At 47.9% G+C, this 12,379-nt stretch carries 18 protein-coding genes and 2 pseudogenes; 2 read left to right on the top strand and 18 right to left on the bottom strand.

Annotation, left to right across the window (positions count from 1 at the left end; all coding sequences use genetic code 11):
* Positions 1 to 16 precede the first annotated feature (16 nt).
* The 14 genes and pseudogenes from HMPREF1024_RS01540 to traM all read right to left on the bottom strand — a co-directional run bounded on the left by HMPREF1024_RS01540 (position 17) and on the right by traM (position 8,282).
* Positions 17 to 415: a hypothetical protein gene (locus tag HMPREF1024_RS01540; RefSeq protein ID WP_023179972.1), complete on the bottom strand. Its 399-nt coding sequence runs from the start codon at positions 413 to 415 to the stop codon at positions 17 to 19.
* Positions 416 to 791: 376 nt separating this feature from the next.
* Positions 792 to 1,196 (bottom strand): hypothetical protein, encoded by a 405-nt coding sequence (locus HMPREF1024_RS01545; RefSeq protein ID WP_004197817.1) that lies wholly within the window; start codon positions 1,194 to 1,196, stop codon positions 792 to 794.
* 66 nt (positions 1,197 to 1,262) lie between these two features.
* Positions 1,263 to 1,574 carry a hypothetical protein gene (locus HMPREF1024_RS01550; RefSeq protein ID WP_004195465.1) on the bottom strand — a complete coding sequence of 104 codons (312 nt, stop codon included), beginning with the start codon at positions 1,572 to 1,574 and terminating at the stop codon, positions 1,263 to 1,265.
* Positions 1,575 to 1,793 (bottom strand): hypothetical protein, encoded by a 219-nt coding sequence (locus HMPREF1024_RS01555; RefSeq protein ID WP_004195468.1) that lies wholly within the window; start codon positions 1,791 to 1,793, stop codon positions 1,575 to 1,577.
* Positions 1,794 to 1,898: 105 nt separating this feature from the next.
* Positions 1,899 to 2,309: a hypothetical protein gene (locus HMPREF1024_RS01560; protein WP_009309869.1), complete on the bottom strand. Its 411-nt coding sequence runs from the start codon at positions 2,307 to 2,309 to the stop codon at positions 1,899 to 1,901.
* A 131-nt stretch (positions 2,310 to 2,440) separates the two neighbouring features.
* Positions 2,441 to 3,025 (bottom strand): type IV conjugative transfer system lipoprotein TraV, encoded by a 585-nt coding sequence (traV, locus tag HMPREF1024_RS01565; RefSeq protein WP_009309868.1) that lies wholly within the window; start codon positions 3,023 to 3,025, stop codon positions 2,441 to 2,443.
* Between the two features lie 113 nt (positions 3,026 to 3,138).
* A pseudogene (gene traB / locus HMPREF1024_RS0127720) lies at positions 3,139 to 4,562 on the bottom strand (F-type conjugal transfer pilus assembly protein TraB).
* Positions 4,562 to 5,302 carry a type-F conjugative transfer system secretin TraK gene (gene traK, locus HMPREF1024_RS01570; RefSeq protein ID WP_009309865.1) on the bottom strand — a complete coding sequence of 247 codons (741 nt, stop codon included), beginning with the start codon at positions 5,300 to 5,302 and terminating at the stop codon, positions 4,562 to 4,564. The pseudogene traB and the gene traK overlap by 1 nt, the downstream one beginning before the upstream one ends.
* The gene (gene traE / locus HMPREF1024_RS01575; RefSeq protein ID WP_004194424.1) at positions 5,289 to 5,855 is read right to left on the bottom strand and encodes a type IV conjugative transfer system protein TraE; all 567 of its coding nucleotides are present in this window, start codon (positions 5,853 to 5,855) and stop codon (positions 5,289 to 5,291) included. The genes traK and traE overlap by 14 nt, the downstream gene beginning before the upstream one ends.
* Before the next feature lie 19 nt (positions 5,856 to 5,874).
* Positions 5,875 to 6,180, bottom strand: a complete 306-nt coding sequence (gene traL / locus HMPREF1024_RS01580; RefSeq protein WP_004178059.1) for a type IV conjugative transfer system protein TraL — start codon at positions 6,178 to 6,180, stop codon at positions 5,875 to 5,877.
* 13 nt (positions 6,181 to 6,193) lie between these two features.
* Complete coding sequence (gene traA / locus HMPREF1024_RS01585; protein ID WP_004194426.1) at positions 6,194 to 6,562, bottom strand: type IV conjugative transfer system pilin TraA; 369 nt, start codon at positions 6,560 to 6,562, stop codon at positions 6,194 to 6,196.
* 61 nt (positions 6,563 to 6,623) lie between these two features.
* Positions 6,624 to 6,788, bottom strand: coding sequence for a TraY domain-containing protein (locus HMPREF1024_RS0127715; protein ID WP_032444506.1), 165 nt, complete (start codon positions 6,786 to 6,788; stop codon positions 6,624 to 6,626).
* Between the two features lie 191 nt (positions 6,789 to 6,979).
* A complete protein-coding gene (locus HMPREF1024_RS01590; protein ID WP_004197737.1) occupies positions 6,980 to 7,654 on the bottom strand; it encodes a hypothetical protein in 675 nt (224 codons plus the stop codon).
* A gap of 238 nt (positions 7,655 to 7,892) precedes the next feature.
* On the bottom strand, positions 7,893 to 8,282 hold the full coding sequence (gene traM / locus HMPREF1024_RS01595; RefSeq protein ID WP_004197733.1) for a conjugal transfer relaxosome DNA-binding protein TraM: 390 nt from the start codon (positions 8,280 to 8,282) through the stop codon (positions 7,893 to 7,895).
* A gap of 504 nt (positions 8,283 to 8,786) precedes the next feature.
* Between traM and HMPREF1024_RS01600 the strand changes: the two genes are divergently transcribed.
* Entirely contained in the window at positions 8,787 to 9,194 is a 408-nt protein-coding gene (locus HMPREF1024_RS01600; protein ID WP_009309864.1) for a transglycosylase SLT domain-containing protein, read from the top strand.
* Between the two features lie 37 nt (positions 9,195 to 9,231).
* Here the strand turns inward: HMPREF1024_RS01600 and HMPREF1024_RS01605 are convergent, their stop codons facing one another.
* The 4 genes from HMPREF1024_RS01605 to HMPREF1024_RS01615 all read right to left on the bottom strand — a co-directional run bounded on the left by HMPREF1024_RS01605 (position 9,232) and on the right by HMPREF1024_RS01615 (position 11,932).
* On the bottom strand, positions 9,232 to 9,762 hold the full coding sequence (locus HMPREF1024_RS01605; RefSeq protein ID WP_004197734.1) for an antirestriction protein: 531 nt from the start codon (positions 9,760 to 9,762) through the stop codon (positions 9,232 to 9,234).
* 624 nt (positions 9,763 to 10,386) lie between these two features.
* The gene (locus HMPREF1024_RS01610; RefSeq protein WP_004197739.1) at positions 10,387 to 11,220 is read right to left on the bottom strand and encodes an N-6 DNA methylase; all 834 of its coding nucleotides are present in this window, start codon (positions 11,218 to 11,220) and stop codon (positions 10,387 to 10,389) included.
* A gap of 46 nt (positions 11,221 to 11,266) precedes the next feature.
* Positions 11,267 to 11,497 (bottom strand): hypothetical protein, encoded by a 231-nt coding sequence (locus HMPREF1024_RS29520; RefSeq protein ID WP_004197732.1) that lies wholly within the window; start codon positions 11,495 to 11,497, stop codon positions 11,267 to 11,269.
* A gap of 87 nt (positions 11,498 to 11,584) precedes the next feature.
* The gene (locus HMPREF1024_RS01615; RefSeq protein WP_004197735.1) at positions 11,585 to 11,932 is read right to left on the bottom strand and encodes a hypothetical protein; all 348 of its coding nucleotides are present in this window, start codon (positions 11,930 to 11,932) and stop codon (positions 11,585 to 11,587) included.
* A 123-nt stretch (positions 11,933 to 12,055) separates the two neighbouring features.
* On the opposite strand from HMPREF1024_RS01615, the pseudogene HMPREF1024_RS01620 reads away from it, so the two are divergent.
* Positions 12,056 to 12,379: pseudogene (locus HMPREF1024_RS01620) on the top strand (transposase); the annotation flags it as partial.

Here is a 12,379-nt window from a genome sequence, read left to right as displayed (position 1 = left end):
AATATTCATATCCGCACTAGAAACTCCTTCTTATAATGGAAAGCACTGGAATAAAAAACAATAAACACATGGAAGCAATAATCTGACCCATAAAGATCGAATCCAACAACACCTCCCCTTGCCACAGACAAACAAGCAGAGTGATAAATAATAAAACCACATGAAAGAAAACAATCAGGAACAGAATGTTCGCTGAGAACTCCCCATCACCAACTTCCACCTCTAAGCAGAAAAAATAAAATACACACAAACTACAGATAATATAGACGCCTTCATGTCGAATACCCTGAAAGAAATCAGGAGAAAACTCTCCTGCCAGTCCATTGTAAGTCAGTCTGGCTCCCAGATAGATGAGCCAGTAGACTGGAGGTATAAACAAAAATCCGTACTTTCGAAGAAACAGCATCATATCCATCCCCTGATTATTTGCTCATAGCGTTCAGTGCGTTAAGTTTTTTTCACGTACTGCTTTAATCTCTTCTTTATACTTGCATTCTGATGCCATCTTTTTTGCGTCACCGAAAGTTAATGGCTCTGACGAAGTGCCTGTGTTAGTTTGAATTGCTAAACGTAACGCCTCACCTGCACAAGGTGTCTAATGAATAATACTTTGCAGTTGTTCTGGAGTGGCGGGCTGCATATCGCGAGAATCTTCAATATACTGCACAAAAAAAATACCCAGTTAACACAATTAAAAGAAGAACTATCAAAAAACCAAATTGCTGGCCAATTTCTTGCTGTCTTTCCATTGTTCCATCCCTACCGGTCAATCCAGTTTGTTAATCAGCATTTCATTTTGAGTTAGCTTTATATAATTCCCACTGATGGATATAGGAATAATACTGCCCACCAGGCACATTAATGATGATGCCATCACAGTCCAGTTTATTAACAGGGCTGGTAAAAGCGCCTGTCGGCATGTTTACCTCAAGTGTCCGGCAGTCATCTTTCCAGTGTCTACCTGCTTCAAGTTCATCCATCGAAAATGAGTGAATGGAGATAACGAACATCCCGGAAAACCCAACCACCGCTATAAGCGCACAGTATATGAATGTATCGCCTCTGTTAACTCGAAGATTGAATTTTTCAGGGATGGCAACCATAGCCAGCGCACCGACCACACCAATAACAAAAAGAATCAGGCATATACCGTTAAGCCATGCAACGTTATGTCCAAGTATATAGTACGCTTTCACTTTCTTATTCCTTATGCTGCATACTTTCAAATAACGTGAGATTGTTAATACTGACCATCGGTCTTACTATTCACCTGCCCCCATCCGTTCAAAGTAATAAATCAAGACATAAAACATATAAAAGATTACTGTGGCTGTAAAAAACCCCGTTATTACTGACAGCGTCAAATCAGGAGAGTCCGCCCACATGTTTTTATCCTTAAACACCATGAAAGAAAATAAAGCACTGAGACCTGTAAGCCCAAACAACATTAAAATACAGGCAAGCGTATCTCTTATAAAAACACCAATAATTACATAGCCGTAACCGCAGATAATGATTGCCATTGCAAAAAAAAGTCGAACAAAACCATCAAGACTTAACTGGTATTCAGCCATTTACCCACCCTCATTCAATGTTTCTATCACGCTGCTCAAAGGCTCGCGGGTTTTAATTTCAATGCACTCTCCTGTATTACTTCCGTAACCTCTGCCCCCACGTGCTTCGAGTACCCGTAGCATTTTTATGCAGACATCTGTATTAGGCATGGGAGTAATATCCCAAATCCCACCGCCACTACTCGGCGTCATCAGCACCAGAAAAATAAATGCATGCATAATTTATTGCCTTTATTTATATACTTGTCAGTAGAAAAAAGCAGGCTATATACTGCCAATAAAAATAACAGCGCCATCTTCCATTTGAATAATTCATCCATAACGTTACTTACCTTCCGTGCGAAGTTTATTAACCTCTGTCTTATCCCTGTATTTCACATCCATATACCGTGTTACGCCATCCGGGCAAGACCAGGCATCTTTTGCTTTAGCCAGAAACCCTGCCTGCTGTGCTTCAAATGCGGAGACTCTGCAGTTTTTCAGGGTATAGATGACATTCTGTTTATTGGTTTGAATCTGTTTGTATGTTGACTCAGGCTCAATAAAGACAAACACTTCTGTTATCGCGACGACAATACACATTATCAGAATGATTGACTTACCCCACCAGGACACAAACAACCGCTGTAAAAAGAAAGACATAACTGCGGCAGTGCCAACAATCAGCATCAACATAAAAATATATGACGATTCCTCGCACAAAAGCATCCAGAGATATTTAATTGACTCAGTCACTTTCGAAATCCTTTCATTTTTCGTAATCAGTTTTAAGTTCACACGCTACCGCCCATCCCTTTCAACGCAGAGGGCACTCGTTATAATTCAGAAATGTAAACTTACTGCAGCGCCAGTAATGGCGCTGTGAATCAATTAAGGCGAGGTTGTCCCCACGCCGATGGTGTCACGACAAAAAGAACCGTTGCTGGCTGGTGATATACATCATCTGCATCCACATACGGCGCTATCCACAATGACGTTGTCTCCTCCCCTTTTCTTAATGGCCGGGGAAAATTACCTGGCGGTGTTGACGGTGACGTAAACGTTGACGCCACTACTGGTAAAGACATTTTCACTACCGGCAAAGACTGGAGCCTTTTCTCGGTTTCGAAATATGTTGCCTCATTCTTTGCCGTTGGATTATTTAGGTACACTGCACGTGCTCGATCTTTCTCCGCGGCCACTCTGGCCTGGGTCAGGTTGGACTGTGGCGGCAACGGGTACGAATTCACTGACGTGGTTCTGAAATTACCCTCAGCCAGTTGTGGCAACCCGGCCGCAGCCGGCTTTGCATCACTGCGTTCCTCTTTCAGCTTCGCTTTTTCATTTGCCTGCTCCATCGTCATACAGGTATCCGACGTCGTGGCATTACATTGAAATTCAGTCTCTGTGCCCGCGCACCCGGTTAAGAGCAAAGCGCCGCCCAGAGGAATTAACAGCATTAATTCCTTCATGATATTTCTCGCTATTTATCGGTTATTTTTCAGGTTCATCCTGATTGGGTTATTTGCCTTAATTGCCCGGTGTAATTACCCTCAGCGCTGACAGGGCAGCCGTAATAAGAGACTTAGCCATTATTTTCCCCCTGCGGCGCTGCGCCCGGAGAGAACTCCCGCGGATCAAGTTTGCCCAGCTTCTTCAGCATCTCGTCAGTATTGAATCCGTTCATACCGCCGCCTGACTGATGATGGGCATCAGCCTGCGGTGCCGGCTCCGCCTCCTGATTCTGAGCCTGCTGTAGCCCGTTCTTTTCCGCTTCCAGCTCTTCAATCGTTTTCAGCTGGAATCCATCCTGGAACACGACGGTCACTTCGTTGCCGGCACCAATCGGAATGACCGGGTGATACTGCTCGGCCCTTTTGATGTAGTACTCGCTCAGCGTCTGCGCAGCTTTAGATGCACCACCGCCGACCCCCATTTTCAGAACGTCACCGGCGCCAACAGATGCGGTTGCCCCCAGGCCAACAGCCGGCTGTGAAGCCCGTTCCATGCCCTGACCAATCCCGTCAACAAAACCGGCCCCCCATGCCCAGCCGAGGATTTTTCCGTTACGCATCACCACCTCTCCCTTAACCCCGTTTTTCCCCATAAAGGAAACGTGGCCGTTAATGGGCTGATCGATGGTTTTATCACCTTTGATACAGCTGATATTGCGGGTACGGACAATGGCGCGTTCGCTGGAGACATCGCCCCAGGCTTCAAGGCCCACAAAACACCCTGTCAGGTCGTAGGTTTTGCTGTTTGGCATTTCCACGCGACCAGTGATACGCAACTGCATCGGTACAGTTGATTCATTCCCGGTAACAGACGCGTTGGCATCTGCCCCCTCGATAAGCATACTTTTTGCAAAGCTCCCCGACGGAATGTACGGCAATGACTTCGTTTTTTTCCTTTGTCGTAACTGAACGTTTTACGCTGTATCTGGTTTGGTACCGGTACAGACTGGTAGCTGACCTGCGGCGGCGGTGTCATACCATTCCCCGGATAGAATGCCGTCGGAGGCGGTACCGCGGCGCCGGTTTGCGGCGGATAACTGGCTGGCTGCGGCTCCCCTTCCGGACCGGGTGGCGGTGACGGAGGAGTCGGCGCGGGCTCGCCACCAGAGACAGCCGGTTTCACGCCCAGCGCCTTCAGCTGAGTCTGCATGGCTTCATTGTCACTGCTGAGCTTGTCGATACGTATCTGGTCGGCGGTTCGCGCCTTACTCAGTAGGTCCACTTCCCCCTGCAGGGAGTCAAAACGCTTGTTGAGATCAGCGGCAGTCGCCTGCATTTCTGTTGTCGCGTGCTGCTCCACCTTACTGTTGAAGCTGCTGTCGACCACCCCGGTCATATCCGGTGCGGGTTCGCCCTGAGCCGGGGCTTCCTCATCAGAGCTCATGTTCAGATCTGACAGATACAGCCCGCCTCCGACTGCTGCCGCGCCGCCCGCCAGAATGAGTCCCAGCCAGATATATTGCTTACGTTTGATCAGCGTGTTGAAGTTGGCCATCAGCGCTTCACTCCTTCATCTGACGTCGTGACCCAGATCTGCATGCGACCACCGGCAGTCAGCAGGCCCGCCGGGGTACTGAACATGACGGCACGTGTTCCGGGCTGCCAGAAATCGCTTTCACGCACCATACGGGGCGACCGGGAGACGTTATCCAGACTGTAACGGACGACTTTCAGGTGGTGGCCGACCCAGACCCTGTCGGCAGTGGCGCGCAGACCAGCCGGCACCTGCAGCACTTCAGAGGTGACGGGGACAGACTGATACTCATCGGGTACGCTGCCCTGGCGCACGGCGCGATTAAGCGAAACCAGTAACGATTCATAGGGGTTCGACTCTTCCCAGGCTTTTGCCGGACCGGGGGTACCCGCCAGCTCGCTGACCAGCTGAATTGTCCGGCCTGAGCCCGCACGGGGCACGGCACGAATGGAGAAGTTCAGCCCGCGTTCGGTTTCCACAATGAAGGTGAATGGTTTTTTACTGACGGTCGCCAGAATGGCACCGCCGCTGTCGGTCTGCTCCTGGTTTGTCAGGCCACCGTCCAGGCTGTTTATCGCCGTGATGCGATCTCCAGGTACTGTGAACAGATTCGGGTCGGTGTTACTCACGGCAATATTTGCCTGACCACCATTGGTCAGGGGGACCACTGTCGGCGCCAGCGTACCGCTGAGGGTCGCGGACATCGCGGGGGCGGCCAACAGCAGACAGCCTGAAATAAATAACGGGTTAATTTTTTTCATTATTTATTTCTCCAAAACGCGCCAGCCAGCTGACACCATCGACACGACTGAACTGAATTACATAGCTTTTAATTTCACTGTAGGGTTTGGAATCCCCAATCCACGTTTTCAGCTCACCCCGGATATCCACGCGGTTCTCTGCCGGCCAGGCACGGATCGACGTCATATAAAAGGTGGCATTAACGTTATTGTCTTTAATGCGTTTCGCATCTTCAGCCAGCTGGACCTTGAGGCTGTTCTGCGAGGCGGGTAATACATACCGGAGTAGCTGCTGATGCTGGGCATCAACCGTTTCCGGCGTGACATTCAGACGCAGGGCAACAAAGGACAGGCCCAGCTGCTCAATATAAGAGGCGTCAGCCTGGTTCTGAGACACCGCAAAGGGGGCACTGAATAACATCGGTGTCACTGCCACTTTCTGTTCTGTCTGAAGACGGTAATTATTTATGCCCTGGATAATATTGGTCGCAAGACTGAGGGTCAGGAGCGTCCCCAGACTGATAAATCCCACAGCGATAACGCGGGTGGTATTTTGTCTGGCACCATGTTCCATATGTTATTTCCCCGTTGATTTATTTAATCCACTGCCGGAAACAGGAGTCCGGAACATCATGAAAGAAACCTTTAAGAAGGGAGGTTGGCAGATACCAGTAAATCAGGTCGCGTAGCCAGGAACTGCCCCGCCCTTTTTTCAGTTTCTTGATACCCCAGAAAACCAGTGCCGCTGCAGCCATACCAAAAATGAACTTGCTGGTCCAGAAACCCCAGCCGAGACAAATCACGGCCGGGATAAGTTCATCGAGATATAAGCCAAACCAGCGGGACTGGTTAGTCAGTGTTTCCGGGAAACGGTATCGCTTTAATTCGTCTCCCGTCATCACGTGCTTCCTGTCAGTAACCGGCGACCGACATACCGATGGTGATAAAGGTGGAAATAATCGCGAAGCCAAACAGGAACTTCACGTTTTTGGTCATCATGTACATGATGCCGCCGGCGACAACTTCTGCCAGAACCACCCATTTGACGACGCTGGACTGCTTACCAAACGTGCCTTTAACGGTCGCATCCCCGGACTTCATCAGGTCGGTTGCCGTGGTGGTGGCCATCGCAGCATCCGGGAAGAACGCCGCCACAGCAGCAACCGGCAGCGCAACTTTAGCGACTTTCAGGGCTTTCTTTTTATTGAAAACGCGGGACATAAAAGACGGTTTGGTTTTTTCAGAGACAGCAGAGCCCTGAACACTTAATACAGCATTCATATTTATTTCCTTTAAAAAGAATGGTTGATATATAAAACAGATTTATGACTATGATGTTAAATCACACTTCCTGCTCACCTCCTGGTACGGTTAGTTCTGAGTTATAAAAGTCCGGAAACCGCTCAAGATGATCTTTCAGCCTCAAATAGGCCTCGGATGTTTTACTTCTTCTGCTTCTGTCTTTTGCTTTGATGAGTCGACGATTCGTCTCTTCATCCAGTTTCAAAAGCACATTTTTTCCAGGCGCAGGTCGTGCGTTACTCCTAATCGCTCTTTCCAATCGACCTCCAAAATAAGATTACCAACTCTTAAAAAATTTTACATTGGCAAAGTAAAAAGTAAACAAATCATGGAGGAATATTGAGTAAATTATTTTCACAATTGCGCGCACTAAAAGTGCGCGCAATTAACATAACATTAACATTTACCAGATAGAATCTTAATTACATTAAAAGCAAGCTGACAATAATTAAATGTATTCAATACCAACAATCCTAAGTAATCCCTGTCACTTACAAAACAATCAGTTTTAATTTTCCTTATTAGTTTCTTCACCTTGTCTTCAGTCAATTTTGTAGAGCTACAAATTTTTGATATCGTAAACCCATATGCATACAAATTAAATACCTTCCAGAAATCTAAATCCACTTTCTTTCTCATACAAAAGATATCATCAATTTCCACAGAGGCCCGAAAATATTCGTCACCCAAAGATAAAAAATTCGTGGATTCTAAAAAAAACACCCATCGCACAAATTTAACATTATTGACTGAGATGCATTCAATTAATATTGTTAGCAAACAACCTATTGATTTAACGTTCTTAAAAACAAATGGTCCCATTCCTGATAAAGAATTCAGCTCGGCGTTAAACAAGTCTAACCGAACATTAACTGGGATAGATGAAAACCATATGTTTAATTCATTGCCATTCAGGACAGTTCTTTCAAAAGGAGGACTCAAATAAATTAACTCCCCTTGAGCATCGCGTACGAAGGATTGACTTGATGAGATTGAAAGCAAATCCTCAAGATGATTGATGATTTCCGATTGACTGTACACCATGATTTGACTACGATCCATCGCACACATAGGTGCCTCCTTAGAAGGTTTCTATGGATAGTTGGTGTAGAGAGCTCTCATCTCTCTACACCAATGTTTTTTAAATTTTAAACTACATCCCAATTATAAAACCTACACTCAACAAAATCATCTAATATGAGCAGATCTTTACACTGAATTTTAAACCATCCTTAGAATAATCACATATACAATGAATGATTTCCTGCAAACTAACACTATCAGCTTCATTATTACGTAAAATCTTAAATTACTCTCCCTCAGCATCTTCATCAGGAAAAAAATTTCGCATGGCTTCCTGAACATCCTCCTGGATATTCAGAACCATACTCTTCCATTGCCACCGTGGATCATCTTTAACATGAGGACTCAGACACTCAATACCCAGAATTTTATTCACTGAAAATTGTGTTTTCACAACACTTTCAAGTAATGCTCTGTTGAATGCCATCTGGTTGAAACCAGACTCTTTACGTTCCATCTGAGCCTCATAAACACGTAAGCCTAACTCAAGTAGCATTGTCGATATACTTGAAAAGCTGACATCCTTATCTTTAGCCCCCTCCATTCTGCGTTTTTCTACAATCGCATTAATTTTCTCACACACCTCATCACTGGGGTAGGCCTGCACTTTACCCATCTCGCTCTCCTTATTAAAATTAAAACATTTACTTATTTTTCAGATTCCAGAACAATCGAACTCCTAACAATTCAATTCATGAATCGAATCATAAACCAAGCTTTAATTTTGTAATTCATTAAGCAAATCACATCACGAATTGAATTACAAGTCAATTCATCTCAACCACCTGATTTTAATATCATGAATCGCACTCAATTTACAATTGACTTGTTTATGAATCACTAGTGAATCACCACCAATTCATATATGTATTAGCTTATATTAAATTAAATAACTTAACCCCTCATAACTCACTGTTTCCAAATACCAATCTGCAAAATTTTAATTTTGCGTAGTGTGTGGTGATTTTGTGGTGAGGAGTGCATATCTGTTGAGTCTGGTTCCGGCCTGGGTTAACGTATTTGCAGGAACCGACCCGGAGGGAGTCTTTTGAGAAAACAACTGGTATTAGCTACCCTGCTTTTAATTTCCACGCCTGCCTGGGCTGCGGATTGTTTTGATATGGCAGGACGGGACTATCGAATAGATCCCGATCTGCTGCGGGCTATTTCATGGCAGGAGTCTAAATGGAAGGTGAATGCCATCGGGAAAAACCCGGGATCTGGCTACGGTGCCGGACTGATGCAGATTGACTCGCAACACCAGGATGAACTGTCGCAGTACGGTATTAAACCGGGACACCTTCTGACTGATGCCTGTCTGAATATTTACACCGGTGCTTATTATCTGGCACTGGCTTTTAAAAAATGGGGAGTCAGCTGGGAGGCTGTCGGCGCCTACAATGCCGGGTTCCGGAGAACGGACAGGCAAGCCATACGACGACTGGAGTACGCCAGGAAGATTGAGGCCATCTACCTGGCTATCAAGAAAAATAAAAATGCCGGCCAGTCATATTTAACAAAAAACTGAAGACCCCATTCATGAGGTCTTCAGAACATGGAAGTGATTAATCAATTGCCCGCCATATTAATTGCCGTTCGGGATGCTGAATAATGCTGATATAATCCTTCAGTGCATCCTGCCGTGAAACCAGACGCCTGCAGATCTGGTCATATTGCGGCCCCATTTCAGCCACGCGCCAGGACAACCTGTTCATAATCATCAGCGTGGCAATAATGCCTGCTGCATCGGCGCTGACCTCACCTTCGAAATAATTTCCCGGGATGCACATCCTGTAACGCTGCTCACCTTCAGGTGCGATATATCCGGTCTGCGTGGTAATGAACTGGATGCTGTTGGGTGCAATATTCCCGCCGACACCCTGTGGAATAACCCAGTAAGACCAAGAACCGCCGTCGTATTCAGAATGCTGGCGTAACCAGCTCGCGGCCATATTATCGGCTAACGGCGTAAAGAAGAGGTCCGGGATAAAATCAAGGCGAGCTTTACCATTGGTTACGGCACAGCGCAGATATTTGTCTGTTTTAAACTGTTCGTCTGATTCACGAGTGGCGGTGTTGACTTTCATTGTGCGCATACTGATTTTCTCCTTCGCGGTTTATTAAAACGTTCGACTTCATCACTGAGCGGCGAAGGGCAATTTGCAGCCGACGGGGAGGAAATAAAGGGGCGCAAAGCGTTCATATACCCCTTTATTTCCTCCACGGCTGATGCTAAAAGCAGCCCTCCGCGAATGATGAAGTCGGGCGATATCGAGCAGGAGTGAGAATGCGCACAACCCTGAACGTCAATCCGGTATTTATCGGATTCACGTTCAGGCCCTGGAGTGGCGGGTATTTATCGCCACGGTGAGAGCGGCGCATCCTGATAAGGATGCAGCAAGCGAGATTTTGAATTTGCGTCAGGATGGAAGCCCGTCAGGGCAGAGACAGCTTGCTGGCTCTGTTCACGACAGCCGTGTCCCGACAGGGACGACGCCCGGGTCAGTATTTATTTTATCTTTCATCAGAGATAAATCGCGGAAGAGATACACAGCAGAATATCGGAAGCGATGTAACAGGGATGAATAAAGAATATTGATGAGATAATGCCGCGCCGGAGTAATACGGGCGGCGCGTAGCGCAGCCGGTATTATTCAGCGCCACAGGCGCTGCGGCCTTTCAGCGCAGTCGGGCAGGTTATCCCCTGCCCTTCCGGTTATTTACGCGGCCTCCTGTATTCCGCGCATAAAGTCCCGCATAGCCCTGAACCGGCGCAGATCTGCCAGTCGTTTTTCAAAGTCATTGAGGTAGTAAACCGGGGTATACCTCACCCGCCGGAACTGCATCGTGAGCGTGTTGCCCGTCACCACTTCCGCCGCTATCCCCAGCAGCGACAGCTGGATGAATGCCATATCTGCCGCCACCGGATCGATGTCAATGCAGCTGCCGAACATGTGCATGGAGGGGTTAATATCCGCTTCAAGCAGGCACTCTGCATAGGCGATCAGCATCCCTGCGGCCCCACACGCCGGATCGCTGACCGTGGCAATGCCTTCCCGGCGGATAGTGTCTCTGACGCCTGGCATCAGCATTCGCGCCATCAGACACTGCACCGAATACGGCGTAAAATACTGCCCGCGAAAATTATCGCCCAGCTCCAGCTCCATAAAAATCGCGCCGAGGAAATCATGAAATTTCGCTTCCAGCGCACACACCATCAGGCAGAACATTTCCTGCATGTTCGCGATGTCGGTGGCCTCGTACCGGGCGCAGATTTTCCGGCAGTGCTCCATGCTCTCCGGCGTTCGTATCCGGGCCATATCCAGCTCACTGGCGGCGAGTGACAGAAAATCACTGAACACTTCCCAGCGCCCCAGATGGCGGCCCGTATCCTTAAATACGTTGATAAAACGGCCCCGGCTGTACTGCGCGCTCATCATACGCTGAACCGCAGGCACCTGTTCCGCGATCTGCTGCCCTGCCTGAATGACAGGGCTGTTATCCGCGGTTTCTCTGGCCAGATTGAACACATCGGCAAAACTCAGCTGTGACATAGCATTATCTCCGCTGTTGCCGCTCCCGAAGGAGCGGCTCACCTTGTCAGTTACATGCGCGTTTGAGTTCAAGCGTGCGGAGCACCTGCCCGAAGGCGGTGTTATTCATCGCGGGGATATGGACACCACGCCCCTTGCGAACGCTCCGGGCAATATGCCGCCCGAAAGCCTTCAGCGCCGGATCAATCTCCTGTGCGGCGATGTCGTCCCGCAGGTTGCGCTGATGACGGCGGGGCTTTACAGCCTCAGTGGAAGGTGAAAGAATAGATAGGTTCATATGTACCTCGTAGTTAATTTGAACAGCCGTAAAAATCGTTACCGCGACTTTTACGGCATGGATAAAGCAGGGTTTTCCCTGCTTTTTTCATTTCCGGAACAGGTTAAATTCCTCCTTAATGCGCGTTGTGATCTGCGCATGGCTCAGGTTGCACACATCCCGCAGCCGGAAATATCTGGCTCCGTAGCGGGCGTAAATTTCGGTTACGTCACAGCAGTACATTTCAGCCATCATGAAGGACTCCCATTCATTGTTTTCGCTCGTTGACCAGTTCAGCGGGTACATCAGTCCGAGCGCCTCGTGAAAGGCATGAACATCGATTTCTTCCGGTGCTTTCACCGCATCGTTACGACGACTCAACCAGTACGCACGTTCTGCCTCTGCGGTGGTCTGCATTCCCAGGACTGCAGAGGATTCAGTCAGGTGTAAGTTCAAACGTCTCTCCTTATGTGGATCACCGGCGGCCCCCGGACCGCCAGATGTTGGGTAAAAATGATCCTACCCGCGAATAGTGGACACGCGACTAAGTGAGTAAACTCCCAGACAGAGGTATCTCACATGACTAAATCAGCAACCGTAAGTAAGAAACCACGTAAACAGCATTCGCCTGAATTCCGCAGCGAAGCCCTGAAGCTTGCGGAGCGCATCGGCGTTGCCGCTGCCGCCCGGGAACTCAGCCTTTACGAGTCTCAGCTATATACCTGGCGCAGCAAATTACAGCAGCAGAAAACGTCTTCCGAACGGGAAAATGAGCTGGCCGCTGAAAATGCCCGCCTGAAGCGCCAGCTGGCAGAGCGTGACGAGGAGCTGGCTATCCTCCAAAAGGCCGCGACATACTTCGACAAAGCGCCTAGAAATGAAGTATGTCTTCATACGAAAAAC

Origin of the sequence: Klebsiella sp. 4_1_44FAA (assembly GCF_000238715.1) — a bacterium.
GTDB classification, from domain to species: Bacteria; Pseudomonadota; Gammaproteobacteria; order Enterobacterales; family Enterobacteriaceae; genus Klebsiella; species Klebsiella pneumoniae.
The sequence above is the reverse complement of the archived record's forward strand: the minus strand, read 5'-3'. Positions and strand labels throughout refer to the sequence as shown.

Excerpts from the sequence above, each read along its gene's own strand:
- HMPREF1024_RS01540 (WP_023179972.1), bottom strand. The coding sequence starts at position 415 with ATGGATATGATGCTGTTTCTTCGAAAGTACGGATTTTTGTTTATACCT.
- HMPREF1024_RS01550 (WP_004195465.1), bottom strand. The coding sequence starts at position 1,574 with ATGGCTGAATACCAGTTAAGTCTTGATGGTTTTGTTCGACTTTTTTTT.
- HMPREF1024_RS01555 (WP_004195468.1), bottom strand. The coding sequence starts at position 1,793 with ATGCATGCATTTATTTTTCTGGTGCTGATGACGCCGAGTAGTGGCGGT.
- traV (WP_009309868.1), bottom strand. The coding sequence starts at position 3,025 with ATGAAGGAATTAATGCTGTTAATTCCTCTGGGCGGCGCTTTGCTCTTA.
- traK (WP_009309865.1), bottom strand. The coding sequence starts at position 5,302 with ATGAAAAAAATTAACCCGTTATTTATTTCAGGCTGTCTGCTGTTGGCC.
- traE (WP_004194424.1), bottom strand. The coding sequence starts at position 5,855 with ATGGAACATGGTGCCAGACAAAATACCACCCGCGTTATCGCTGTGGGA.
- traL (WP_004178059.1), bottom strand. The coding sequence starts at position 6,180 with ATGACGGGAGACGAATTAAAGCGATACCGTTTCCCGGAAACACTGACT.
- traA (WP_004194426.1), bottom strand. The coding sequence starts at position 6,562 with ATGAATGCTGTATTAAGTGTTCAGGGCTCTGCTGTCTCTGAAAAAACC.
- HMPREF1024_RS01590 (WP_004197737.1), bottom strand. The coding sequence starts at position 7,654 with ATGTGTGCGATGGATCGTAGTCAAATCATGGTGTACAGTCAATCGGAA.
- traM (WP_004197733.1), bottom strand. The coding sequence starts at position 8,282 with ATGGGTAAAGTGCAGGCCTACCCCAGTGATGAGGTGTGTGAGAAAATT.
- HMPREF1024_RS01600 (WP_009309864.1), top strand. The coding sequence starts at position 8,787 with ATGGCAGGACGGGACTATCGAATAGATCCCGATCTGCTGCGGGCTATT.
- HMPREF1024_RS01605 (WP_004197734.1), bottom strand. The coding sequence starts at position 9,762 with ATGCGCACAATGAAAGTCAACACCGCCACTCGTGAATCAGACGAACAG.
- HMPREF1024_RS01610 (WP_004197739.1), bottom strand. The coding sequence starts at position 11,220 with ATGTCACAGCTGAGTTTTGCCGATGTGTTCAATCTGGCCAGAGAAACC.
- HMPREF1024_RS29520 (WP_004197732.1), bottom strand. The coding sequence starts at position 11,497 with ATGAACCTATCTATTCTTTCACCTTCCACTGAGGCTGTAAAGCCCCGC.